The sequence below is a fragment of the Burkholderia sp. HI2500 genome, assembly GCF_002223055.1.
Taxonomy (GTDB): Bacteria; Pseudomonadota; Gammaproteobacteria; order Burkholderiales; family Burkholderiaceae; genus Burkholderia.
Genome location: NZ_NKFL01000006.1, coordinates 656,365 through 668,077 on the forward strand (window position 1 = coordinate 656,365; position 11,713 = coordinate 668,077).

11 protein-coding genes are annotated in these 11,713 nt (G+C 68.6%); 4 read left to right on the forward strand and 7 right to left on the reverse strand.

Features of this window, described 5'->3' with window-relative positions:
- Nucleotides 1–61 precede the first annotated feature (61 nt).
- The 3 genes from CFB45_RS20680 to CFB45_RS20690 all read right to left on the reverse strand — a co-directional run bounded on the left by CFB45_RS20680 (nucleotide 62) and on the right by CFB45_RS20690 (nucleotide 2,519).
- Nucleotides 62–817, reverse strand: a complete 756-nt coding sequence (locus CFB45_RS20680) for a glucose 1-dehydrogenase (RefSeq protein ID WP_089427141.1) — start codon at nucleotides 815–817, stop codon at nucleotides 62–64.
- Nucleotides 818–857: 40 nt separating this feature from the next.
- Entirely contained in the window at nucleotides 858–1,394 is a 537-nt protein-coding gene (locus tag CFB45_RS20685; RefSeq protein ID WP_089427142.1) for a VOC family protein, read from the reverse strand.
- A 207-nt stretch (nucleotides 1,395–1,601) separates the two neighbouring features.
- Nucleotides 1,602–2,519 (reverse strand): LysR family transcriptional regulator, encoded by a 918-nt coding sequence (locus CFB45_RS20690; RefSeq protein WP_089427143.1) that lies wholly within the window; start codon nucleotides 2,517–2,519, stop codon nucleotides 1,602–1,604.
- Nucleotides 2,520–2,856: 337 nt separating this feature from the next.
- On the opposite strand from CFB45_RS20690, the gene CFB45_RS20695 reads away from it, so the two are divergent.
- The 3 genes from CFB45_RS20695 (at nucleotide 2,857) to CFB45_RS20705 (ending at nucleotide 6,365) form a co-directional block, all read left to right on the forward strand.
- On the forward strand, nucleotides 2,857–4,173 hold the full coding sequence (locus CFB45_RS20695) for an MFS transporter (RefSeq protein WP_089429067.1): 1,317 nt from the start codon (nucleotides 2,857–2,859) through the stop codon (nucleotides 4,171–4,173).
- 156 nt (nucleotides 4,174–4,329) lie between these two features.
- On the forward strand, nucleotides 4,330–5,580 hold the full coding sequence (locus CFB45_RS20700) for an MFS transporter (protein WP_089427144.1): 1,251 nt from the start codon (nucleotides 4,330–4,332) through the stop codon (nucleotides 5,578–5,580).
- Nucleotides 5,581–5,753: 173 nt separating this feature from the next.
- Complete coding sequence (locus CFB45_RS20705; RefSeq protein ID WP_089427145.1) at nucleotides 5,754–6,365, forward strand: cysteine hydrolase family protein; 612 nt, start codon at nucleotides 5,754–5,756, stop codon at nucleotides 6,363–6,365.
- Between the two features lie 23 nt (nucleotides 6,366–6,388).
- Here the strand turns inward: CFB45_RS20705 and CFB45_RS20710 are convergent, their stop codons facing one another.
- From CFB45_RS20710 to CFB45_RS20720, 3 genes are all read right to left on the reverse strand, one after another.
- Entirely contained in the window at nucleotides 6,389–8,014 is a 1,626-nt protein-coding gene (locus tag CFB45_RS20710) for an amidohydrolase (protein ID WP_089427146.1), read from the reverse strand.
- A 419-nt stretch (nucleotides 8,015–8,433) separates the two neighbouring features.
- A complete protein-coding gene (locus tag CFB45_RS20715) occupies nucleotides 8,434–9,249 on the reverse strand; it encodes a helix-turn-helix transcriptional regulator (RefSeq protein ID WP_089427147.1) in 816 nt (271 codons plus the stop codon).
- A 234-nt stretch (nucleotides 9,250–9,483) separates the two neighbouring features.
- Nucleotides 9,484–9,960 carry a nuclear transport factor 2 family protein gene (locus tag CFB45_RS20720; protein ID WP_089427148.1) on the reverse strand — a complete coding sequence of 159 codons (477 nt, stop codon included), beginning with the start codon at nucleotides 9,958–9,960 and terminating at the stop codon, nucleotides 9,484–9,486.
- A gap of 329 nt (nucleotides 9,961–10,289) precedes the next feature.
- Between CFB45_RS20720 and CFB45_RS20725 the strand changes: the two genes are divergently transcribed.
- On the forward strand, nucleotides 10,290–10,676 hold the full coding sequence (locus tag CFB45_RS20725; RefSeq protein WP_089427149.1) for a winged helix-turn-helix transcriptional regulator: 387 nt from the start codon (nucleotides 10,290–10,292) through the stop codon (nucleotides 10,674–10,676).
- 491 nt (nucleotides 10,677–11,167) lie between these two features.
- On the opposite strand, the gene CFB45_RS20730 is transcribed toward CFB45_RS20725, so the two are convergent.
- Nucleotides 11,168–11,542, reverse strand: a complete 375-nt coding sequence (locus tag CFB45_RS20730; protein WP_089427150.1) for a YXWGXW repeat-containing protein — start codon at nucleotides 11,540–11,542, stop codon at nucleotides 11,168–11,170.
- Nucleotides 11,543–11,713: the final 171 nt, after the last annotated feature.

Sequence of the window (11,713 nt, forward strand, 5' to 3'; positions counted from 1 at the left end):
CTCGAAAGTGCAAACGAAAACGCCCACCAGGTTCGTGGGCGCGCGTCGACCTGGATGCGGTTCAGTGGAACGAACTGCCCGCGAGCATCCCGCCGTCGATGATGAATTCCGACCCGGTGCAATACGCGGATTCGTCGGACGCGAGGAACAGCACGAGATTGGCCACCTCATCGGGCTTGCCGATGCGCGCGATCGGCAGGCCGCTGTAGATCGACGACGGATCGAAGTCCGCGAACTCGGGCGGGCGCGCCATCACCGTATCGATGCCACCGGGGTGCACCGAGTTCACGCGAATGCCGTAGCGGCCGAATTCGAGCGCGGCGGCCTTCGTCATTCCGCGCACCGCGAACTTGCTCGATACGTATGCGCTGCCGCCCGCGACGCCTTCCATCCCGGCCGTCGACGATACATTGACGATCGAGCCGCCACCCGCCGCCTTCAGCGCGCCCAGCGCCGATTTCATGCCGAGCCAGCAGCCGACCTGGTTCACGTCGATCACCTTGCGATAGTCGTCGAGCGAGCACGCTTCGATCGGCACGAGCTTCAGGATCGCCGCGTTGTTCACGAGGATGTCGAGCCGGCCGAACTGCGCGAGCGTCGCATCGACGGCAGCCTGCCAGTCGGCTTCGTTCGTCACGTCGAGATGCTGGAAACGTGCGGCGTCGCCGAGTTCGGCCGCGACGCGCCGGCCGGCTTCGTCCAGCACGTCGGCGATCACCACGCGTGCGCCTTCGGCGACGAACCTGCGCGCTTCCGCTTCGCCCTGGCCGCGGGCACCGCCCGTGACCAGCGCCACCTTGCCTTCGAGTCGTTTCAAGTTGCTTGCTCCTGTGAGTGAGAGGGACGCGCGGGACCGCTTACGCGGAGGCGGCCGCCGCGTCGACGATGCGAACCGGATCGGCGCCGTCCCATGCGCGGGCCTCGGTGATGCCGCGCGCGATCATGTCGCGCATGCCGGCGCCTTCGATCACTTCGACGCGCACGCCGGGATCGTCGGTGTCGTCGAGATAGGCGACGCGCGTGGCCGGGTTGCGTGCGTCGAACACGACACGCAGGCCGCGGGATGTGAGCCGTGCGAGCGCGGCATCGAGATCGTCGACGACCCACGCGACGTGATGCAGCCCGACGAGCGGCTGCCCGTGCGTATCGCGGTACGGCGAGCGCGCCTCGTTCGTCACGTGAATCAGTTCGATCTGCAGATCGCCGCGATACGCGAGCCCGACGTCCATCGCGACCGTGACGGGTTCGCCGAGATGGAAGCCGTCAAGGCGCACGTTGCGGAATACGGTCCACGGCCCGACGTCATGGCGTTTACGCCAGCGCGCGATACTGCGGTCGAGATCCGCGACCACGTAGCCGATCTGGTCGATGGGGCCGAGCATGGGATCGTTCATGGCGTCTCCTTGGCGGACACACGTGGGCGTGCCGCGCGATGATTGACGGTCATGATCGCAACAAAGCGCGCGCGGCGTGCCGTCCAAACGGATGACCTCGCACGCTTCGTCGTGGCGTGGCGGGCGAGTGGGTGCGCCGGGGGCGCGACGATGCCGGAATGCGAAGCGGAACGGAGAAGACGCGCTTCCGGCCGGGCGATCCGCGCGTTACCGCGCGTTCGGCCCCTTGACCGTCAGCCGGCACACGGTTGCCAACGCAAGCAGGTTCGGGTCGCGTTCGCGCCGGTGCAGGAAGCTCAGGCCGATCGTCTGGCGGATCGTCGGCCCGGCGAGCGGCACGAGCGCGATCTTGTGCGCGAACAGGTCGCGCACGCGCCCGGGCAGCAGCGAGCAACCGACGCCGCCCGACACGAAGTTGATCAGCGAGAAGATGTCGCCCACCCGCATCACGACGTTCGGCGTGACGCCGGCCGAACGAAACGCTTCCGTGAAGCCGTGATGCGTCGCGAAGCCTTCGCCGAGCGACACGAACGGCGCGTCGCCGCACGAGCACAGATCGATGGCATCGTGCCGCGCGTACGGCGAGTCGATCGGCGCGGCGAAGAACATCTCGTCCTCGAACAGCGCGATCGATTCGATCTCGGCATCCGGTTCGGGCAGCGCCATCAGCGTCGCGTCGATCGCGCCTTGCCGCAGCTTGTCGAGCAGGTCGGCGTTCGAGCCGAGCACGAGCTCGGTCTGCAGCTCGGGGCGGCGCTCCTTCAACGCGATCACGACTTCGGGCACGGTGCGGATCGTTAGCGAGTAGAGCGAACCGATCTTCAACTGGCCGGCGCCGTAGCCGGCCGCCTCGCGCGTCGAGCGGATTCCGTCCGTCATCGTCTTGAGCACTTCGCCCGCGACTTCGGCGAGCACCTGCGCGGCGTCGGTTGGAATGAGGTTCCGCCCCTCGTGGCGAAACAGCGCGCAGTGCATCCCTTCCTCGAGCGTGTGCAGCGCCCGGTGCACGCTGACCGTGCTGACGCCCAGCGCCTCGGCGGCCTTCGCGAGGCTGCCCGCTTCCATGAAGGCGAGCAGCACCTCGAGCTTGCGGAACGTGATCTCTTCGTTGATGCGGTTGCGCATGGTGCGGGCGACGGGAAGGGCGGCCGACGATTCTGCCGCAGAACCGGGGCTGCAACAATGCGCGGATTTCCGGGGTTTTCGCAGGGCGGCGCCCGGCGGGGCAACATTTAATCTCCGGCTAATCATCTGCCGCGGGTATTAATTGATGCGGGTTTTCGGCGTCCCTATGATCGTTGCACGCTGGTCGTACGGGCAGGCCGTGAGGTTCCGATGGCGCGGGCCTGTGCCCGCGCCAGCACCTTTCCTGCCGGCGATACGAACAGCCGGTTCGCCCATGCGTGCCACGCAACACGGCACGCATGCGGCGCGGCGCCATGAGACTGCAGGAGAGAAAAGCATGCGCGACTCACGTCGGAACTCGCGGCATCGGCAGGTGGTTGCCGCTGTCGTCGGCAATACCCTCGAGTGGTACGACTTCATCGTTTACGGTTTCTTCTCCGGGATCATCGCGCGGCTATTCTTTCCCGCCGAGAGCCAGTACGCGTCGCTGCTGATGTCGCTCGCGACCTTCGGCGTCGGCTTCTTCATGCGCCCGGTGGGCGGCATCCTGCTCGGGCTCTATGCGGACCGCAAGGGCCGCAAGGCCGCGATGCAGCTCATCATCTTCCTGATGACGCTGTCGATCGCACTGATCACGTTCGCGCCGTCGTACGCCGTGATCGGCCCGGCGGCGCCCATCCTGATCGTCGTCGCGCGGTTGCTGCAGGGTTTCGCGACGGGCGGCGAATACGCGAGCGCGACCGCGTTTCTCGTGGAAAGCGCGCCGGAGAACCGGCGCGGGCTGTACGGATCGTGGCAACTGATCGGCCAGTGTCTCGCGGTGTTCTCGGGCGCCGCGATGGGCGCGTGGGCCACGCAATCGCTGTCGGACGCGGCGCTGCATAGCTGGGGCTGGCGCGTGCCGTTCGCGCTCGGGCTGCTGATCGGGCCGGTCGGCCTGTGGATCCGCCGGCACATGGAGGAGACCGAGGCGTTCGTCGCCGCGAGCAAGTTGACCGTCGAGCCGCCGGCGAGCGTGTCGGGCGTGCTGCGCGACAACCTGCGCGGCGTGCTCGTGTCGATGGGGCAGACGATCACCGGCACGGCCGTGTTCTACGTGATGCTCGTCAACATGCCGACGTTCGTGCACAAGACCTTCGGGCTGCCGCTCGACCAGGTCTTCAAGGTGCAGATGGCGGCGGTTGCGCTGCTGACGGTGACGATCCCGTTCGCGGCGCTCGTGTCCGACCGCATCGGCCGGCGTCCCGTGCTGATCGCCGGTTCGCTGGCGCTGCTGACGGTCACGTATCCGCTGTTCACGTGGCTGGCCGCCGCGCCGGGCATCGGGCGCCTGCTCGTGATGCAGCTCGTGATCTGCACGATCATCGGCATCTGCTACGGGCCCGCGCCGACCACGCTCGCCGAGCAGTTCGCGACGCGTTCGCGCTCCACGGGCATCGCGCTCGCGTACAACGTCGCGGTGATGGTGTTCGGCGGCTTCGCGCCGTTCATCGTCACGTGGCTGACGCACGCGAGCGGGTCGTCTGTCGCGCCCGCATGGTACGTGCTCTTCGCGGCGTCGTTCGGGCTGCTTGCGAGCGTGTTCATGCACGACGGCGCGCCGTGCGTGCTCGCGCGCCGGCGGTTTCAGGGCGAGCCGTTGAGCGCCAAGTAGCGGCCGTGGCCTGCCGCCCGCGCCGGCGAGCCGTCGGCGCAGGCGGCAGGCAGGGTAGCGGTCCTGCCGATGCTTAGCATCACGGGCGGCGGCCTACCGCGGCCGCCGCCCCATCGTTACGCTTGGGCGATCATCCACTCTGTCCGGAAGGTCGCCATGTCCCGACTCGACTACACGCTGCTCGGCCCCTGCCTGCTCGCCATCGCGATCGACGCGATGGGCTTCGGGCTCGTCTATCCGATGATGTCCGCGATCTTCAGCGATCCGCACGCGGGCATCCTGCCGGCCGACGCCGGCGCGCATGCGCGCAATTTCTACCTCGGTCTCGGCTACGGGATCTACCCGTTGTGCATGTTCTTCGGCTCGTCGCTGATGGGCGACCTGTCCGATCGCTACGGCCGCCGCAGGATCCTGCTGCTGTGCGTGCTCGGCCTCGCGGCCGGCTACGGGATGATGGCGGCCGGCGCGTGGCACGCGAGCGTCGCGCTGCTGCTGGCGGGCCGCGGGCTCACCGGGCTGCTGGCCGGCTGCCAGGGCATCGCGCAGGCGGCGATCACCGACCTGAGCACGCCGGAGAACAAGGCGTACAACATGAGCATCATGTCGCTCGCGTTCAGCGCGGGCGTGATCGTCGGCCCTGTGCTCGGCGGCGTGACGTCCGATCGCACGATTTCGCCGCTGTTCGACTACGGCACGCCGTTCGTGCTGGTCGCCGCGCTGTCGGTGGCCTGCGCGTGCTGGACCTGGGCGTCGTATCGCGACTCTGCCGCACCGCGCGGCGACACGCGCATCGATCCGCTGCTGCCGCTGCGGATCATCGGGGAGGCCGCGCGCCAGCGCAACGTCGCGTTCCTGTCGGTGGTGTTCTTCCTGATGCAGGTCGGCTACGGGCTCTACCTGCAGACCATCATGCTGCTGCTGCAGGCGAGATTCGGCTACACGAGCGCGCGGCTCGGGCTGTTCAGCGGCGTGATCGGGCTCTGCTTCGTGTTCGGGCTGCTGTTCGTCGTGCGGCGGATGCTGCGCGTGTGGCGTGTGGTCGACATCGCGAAGACGGGCCTGCTCGTCGCGGGCGTCGGCCAGGTCCTGTCCGCGCTGTTCCCGCACGAGCTCGTGCTGTGGGCGCTCGCGATGGTCGTCGGCTGCTTCGACATGGTTGCGTACACGACGATGTATACGGCGTTCTCCGACGCGGTCAGCGAGGACCGGCAAGGCTGGGCGCTCGGCGTCGCGGGCTCGGTGATGGCCGTCGCGTGGGTCGTGACGGGCGCGCTCACGAACCTGCTGCCGGTGTTCGGCGAGATCGGCCTGCTGCTGATCGGTGGCGCGGGCTTCCTGCTCAGCTTCGCGATGATGGTTGTGTATGGCCGTACGCAGCCGGGTGCGCGAACAGCCGCGCTGTCGTAGGCGGTTTGCACGTTGGCCCGATTCTGTCGGACGTTGTCCCGCGCACCGCTGTCGCGCGTGGCCGTGCGGCCTGACACTGGCGCCTCGCGTCCCGGGAACATCCGGGCCGCGTCCGGCGGCGCCGGCTGGCCCGGCGCGCCGTTCCTTCGACATGCCAACCGAGAGAGTGACCCATGCAACATCCGACCATCCGTACCCTGGCGGGCGCGAGCGCGCCGACATCGATCGCCGCCGCCCGCACCGCGCTGCTGGTGATCGATTTCCAGAATGAATACTTCAGCGGCCGCCTGCCGATTCCGGAGGGGCCGCGCGCGCTGGGCAACGCGCAGCGCGTGATCGCGTTCGCCGACCGCGCGGGCATGCCGGTGTTTCACGTCCAGCACGTCGATGCGGCCGACGGCCCGATCTTCGCCGACGGCAGCGACGGCTTCCGCTTTCACGCGGACCTGCAGCCGGCGCCGCATCACACGGTCGTGAAGAAGACGTCGGTGAGCGTGTTCCCGACGACGGACATCGATGCGCGCCTGAAGGCGGCCGGTGTCGACACGCTGATCGTCACGGGCCTGATGACGCATGCATGCGTCGCCGGCGCGGCACGCGACGCGGTGCCGCTCGGCTACGCGGTGCTCGTCGTCGACGACGCATGCGCGACGCGCGACCTCGATCTCGCGGATGGCGGCACGGTATCGCACCGCGACCTCCACCGCGCGACGCTGGCCGCGCTGTCGGACACGTTCGGCGACGTGCTGACGACCGAGCAGGTGCTGGCGCTGGCCGTCGCCTGACGGCACGCCGCCGGATGCGTGCTTCAGCCCGCCCAGCCCGGCGCGGCGTATACGACTTCGCCGCGGAAGCACGTCTCGATCACACGGGTTTGCGCGAACGTCTCGACCGGGTGTGCGAACGGATTGCGGTCGAGGATCGCGAAGCTCGCGTCCTTGCCCGCTTCGAGCGAACCTGTACAGTCGTCGAAGCGCAGCGCATACGCGGTGTTCACCGTATAGGCCTCGAGCATCGTGAGCAGGTCGAGGCGTTCGTGCGGATTCCACGGCGGGCTGTCGGACTGGTCGATCAGCAGGTGCGTGACGCCCGTCTGGATGATCTGCATCGGGTCCATCGTGCTGACCGACCAGTCGGAGCCAGCCGCGAGCATCGCACCCGCATTGCGCAGGCTGCGGAACGGATAATTGCGCGCGGTGCGTTCCGCGCCGAGCAGGTCGCGATAGAGCTGCTGCTGTTCCTCGCGCGCGGCCGTCCACAGCGTCTGCACGCTGGCGATCGCGCCGAGCCGGTTGAAGCGGCTCATGTCGGCCGGATCGACGAGCTGCAGGTGCGCGAGCTGCGCGCGCCGGTCGCGCATGCCGTTGCGGATCTGGACGTATTCGAGTGCGTCGAGCGTCATGCGCACCGCGCGGTCGGCGAGCGTGTGGAAGTGCAGGTCGAAGCCGGCCGTATCCGCGAGCAGGCAGATCTCGTTCAGCGCGTCCTGGCTCCACAGCGCGAGGCCGCAGTCGTCGGTGCCGGCGTACGGCTCGAGCAGCGCGGCGGTTTTCGATTCGGGCACGCCGTCGACGAAGATCTTCACCGTATGCAGGCGCAGGTTGTCGCATTCGTATTCGCGACGCCATCTGGCGAAGCGCTCGATCTGCTCGCGCGGATCGCGGCGCGGGTTCGCATAGAGGCCTGCGCTCATGTACACCTTCAGCGTGCCCGCGCGCTGCGCGTCGGCGTAAGCCTTGAGTTCGGCCTCCTCGACGCGCGCGTCGAACCAGCCGGTGAGACCGTAACCGTGCGCCATCGCGTGCGCTTTCGCGAGCGACTTCGGGTAGCCGGCCGGGCTCAGTTGCGGAATGATCGGGCACACGCGGTAGAACGCCGCTTCGTGCACGACGCCATTCGGCGCGCCGGACGCATCGCGCTCGTACACGCCGCCGGCCGGGTCGGGCGTGTCAGCGTGGATGCCGGCCGCTTCGAGCCCTTTCGTGTTGAGGCAGCCGCTGTGCACGTCGAAGCCGACCACGAGCAGTGGCCGGTCGGGCACGATCCGGTCGAGCAGCTCGCGGGTCGGATACGCGCCGAATGCGGCCAGGTTGGCGCCGCCGAGATAGACCCACGGTTCGTTCGGCGTCGCATCGGCGCATGCGCGAATGCGCTGCAGGATCGTGTCGGGATCGTTGATGCCGGACAGGTCGAAGTCACCGAGGATCTGGTGGCCTTCGAGCGGGTGCACGTGGCCGTCGATGAGGCCCGGCAGCATCAGCCTGCCGGCCAGGTCGACGATGCGCGTCGCGGGGCCGGCCAGCGGGCGGATGTCGTCGTCGCGGCCGACGGCGATGATCTTGCCGCCCTGGGTGGCCAACGCCTGAGCGAAGCGGCGCTGCGCATCGCCCGTGTAAAGCAGGCCGTTCAGATAGACGGTATCGGCGTGTTGCATGTGTCTCCTCCGGATGAGGGAAGGTTCGACGGGCGCACGTGTCCTGCGGGCGGGCCGTGTGGCTCGTCCTGTCGCGTGAACCCGGTCGGGTTGGAATGAGATGCGGGGCTGCTAGGTGCCGGTGTTGCGTGGCAGGCGCGGCGATGCGCCGTGGTGAAGGCCGGCCGCCGCCGGAGCGTCACGCCGATCGCGCCGCCAGGTCTGGATCGGCGAATCGATGGGCGACGCGCGCGCGGCCGTGCGGGCCGGCGTCCATCCGGTATTCGGCATGCCGTGTCTCCGTGATATCCGACGCGTTCCGGTCGTCGGGTGAGTCAGATACTAGGAGCGGGGCGGCCGGCTGTCTGTCATCGTTTTGAGGACAAGACGCGACAAAGAAGGCGGGGGCGAGTGGGCGTGCAGCGATGCGGAGGTGTCAGCTATTGACCGCGGTCCCCCGGTGGTTCTTCCTCGGTCACGCACCACGCGAACAGCCCGGCCCGGTTCGCCACGCCGAGCTTCGCGAGCGAGCGCCCGAGATAGGTGCGCACGCTGCTGGGCTTGAGTGCGAGGGTGTCGGCGATCTGCGGGACAGGCTGGCCTTGCAACACCGCGCGGCATACGAGCCGTTCGCGCTGCGACAGCGCCGCGCCGCTGGCCGCCAGGCGCTGTTCGAACCGCTGCAGCAACGCGCCGTCATCCGAACGCGGCGTCAGGCGGGCGAGCCGTGCATGCTGGATCAGGAGCGGCAGCACGAAATCGCCGAGCTGCCGCAGCAGCGCCAGTTCGGCCAGCGTATAGGACGGCTGGCCGCGCCGGCGGAACAACGAGAACGCATAGACATAGTCGCGCTCGCTGCCGAGCAGCGTGCAGTCTTCGCCGAGTTCGCCGAGCGCGAAATGGCGGCCGTATTCGGTTGCCGTATCGATGTCCTCGTTGCACGAGAACACGAGCTGCGAATCGGTGGCGCGCTCGATATGCGGGAGCAGCGTGTCGGTGCGCCAGTCGCCCTGGGTATAGAGATCGAGCGCGTGGCGTGTGCCGTCGGGATCGTCGCCGCCCGCGAAGAACAGCACGTCGACACTGTCGACCGACTGCGACGGCGTATCGCGGCGGTAGCGCGTCGCGACGCTGTAGTGGGACTGCGGGTCGACGGTTTCGCGCAGCCACGCCCAGAGCCGGGCGGGAAACTGCGGACTGCCGAGGCTGGCGACCAGGTCGCCGGCATTGCTGAGGGAAATATGGGCGGGGCTCATCGTTGACACCGTCTTCGCGAACGGCCGCCCGGGCCGGCCGTGCTTCGCTTGCGACGGCGCGCCGGCGGCGCGGCGGCCGGCGGTGCGGTCATGCGGAACGGGGGCCGGCGCGGCGGCGAAGCTCGATTGTAGGGGAGTTCGCCGCCGCGGGGCATTCTCGCTTGCCCGGCGGGCGGCCGATCTCCCTTGGACGGGTGGTGCGCATCGTGGCGCACCACGTGCCGGCCCCGCGCGTCAGAACATCGTGTTCGCGTTCGCGGACTTTTCCGGTACCGACTGGATCACGTCCCAGTGTTCGACGATCTTGCCGTCTTTCACGCGGAAGATGTCGACGACCGCTTCGCCGCGGTCGCCCGGACGCTCGGTCGCATGCACGTGCAGGTAGACGAGGTCGCCGTCGGTTGCGCTGCGCACGATGCGCGCGCGCGATGCCGGGTTCTTCTGGAACGCGCCGACGAAGTACGACACGAACGGCTTCTTGCCGTCCGGCACGTTCGGGTTGTGCTGCTTGTAGTCGTCCGCGACGACGGCGGCGGCTTCGACGGCTTCGTGCTTGTTGAAGAAGCGGTCGTAGAACGTCAGCACGAGCTGGCGGTTGGTTTCCTCGGCGGCCAGGTCGCGCGTGGCCGGGCCGGCGGCCAGCGCGGCCGTCGATGCGGCCAGCAGGACGAGCGCGGCAACGGCGCGAACGGGGGAGCGGAGCGATGACATGTAGCGGGTTCCTTGTCTGACGAAGCGTGGGTGGGTGCGCGATGGGCGACGGCGGGTCGAGCCTGCCGCGGCGATCGGCGGGCGGCGGTGCAGGGTTGCGGATACACGCGCCTTGCCGCTGCGAGGGGTTTTCCGCCCGGCCCGTATCGTGACGACACGGGCCGGTAACGGCCGCGCGCCGTCGTCATGCTTCGTTGAACTGGCGAATCCGCGCGGCTGTCGGGCCGATCGAATGGTACAGTTGCCGCGAACCCCTCACAAGAAGTCAGCGCGGTGTGAACAGGTCACACCGCGCTGACCATGCGTTGCCCGTGAAAGAGAATCCAGTCATGCCGTTTTCGCCCGCCGACGAATCCGTCGAACTCGATCAGCCATGCCCGATTCGCGATGTGCTCGACCGCATCGGCGACCAGTGGAGCCTGCTCGTGCTCGAAGCGTTGTCCGGCGGGACGATGCGTTTCAACGAACTCGGCCGGACGATCGGCGATGTGTCGAACCAGATGCTGTCGCGCACGCTCAAGCGGCTCGAGCAGGACGGCTTCGTCAGTCGCACGCTGTACGCAGAAGTGCCGCCGCGTGTCGAATATGCGCTGACCGACCTCGGGCGTTCGTTCCTGACGCCGATGCAGGCGATGATCCGGTGGGCCGACGAACATCATCGCGCGATCTGCGCTGCGCGACGTCGTGCGCGGGAAATGGAAGGCGGCGGGCGCTGAGCGGGGCGCTTGCGCCGCCTTGTCGCTGGGCGTTGTGCTGCGTTCGGGTGCGATGCGACGAGGCGTAGCGTGGTTGCCGGTGCATCGCCATTGCATGAGTTCGTTATCCGAATGATTTCGTCGAGTTGAGCGAGGGCGCTGATGCAGCGGTGTGTTCCATTCGGCCCGAATGCGGCAATGCGCTGGCGGTGCTCCGCTTACAAGGGCAGGTCCGGGGCGATCGAGACGGTGGCCTTTCCCCGCATCGCGTACGAAGGGTGCGGCAGGGTCCGGTCGAGGCGGGATGGTGCGCCGTAGACCGGCGAGCACGTCGATGGGCGAGGTTGCGTGACCGGAAGCATTCCCCCGGTTAGCGCGCCGGCATCGGGCCGGGGGCAGGATTCGTTGGGGCGCCTGCCGGGCATCATGATGTTGATGTCGGGGCGGAGCGGCACGGGTTCGCCCGCGCCGCCCGCCCCGAGCCTGCTACTGGTCAGGCGCCCGGTGGCTGCCTATCGCCACGTACCGTCGACGTAGATCCACACCTGTCCCTGGCGTCGCCAGTAGCCGGGCACCCACCGACGCCCGGGGCGCCGTGCGACCCAGCGCCCCGGCACCCATATATAGCGGCCACGCTGCCAGCGCCAGTAGCCGTCGGTCCATATATAGCCATGCGGCCGTGGCGGCGGCGGGCGGCGGTCGTGCCGGGCGGCCGGCGGTGCGAAGCCCGGGCGGTCCGGATAGGGCGGGCCGCCGGGCACGCGATTCGGGCCGGACGGCCGGTACACGGGCGGCGCGGGCTGGGCCGAGGCGGCGCGGAGCCAGCCGCCGGTGCCGACGAAGGCGGCGGTCAATCCGATGGCGCGTAACAACGAGCGTCGATTCATGGCGTGTCCTGTTCTGTATTCGAGGCTGCCTTACATTAGCCTGCCAGTCGGCCGGCCGGGTTACGCGAGCGGTTAACGCTGTTACCGTGTGTCACGGCAGGTGGGTGCTGGCCTTTCTATATGGATGGCTGCCGGGGGTGTGACCCGCTGAACGACTGTCGAGCCCTGTTT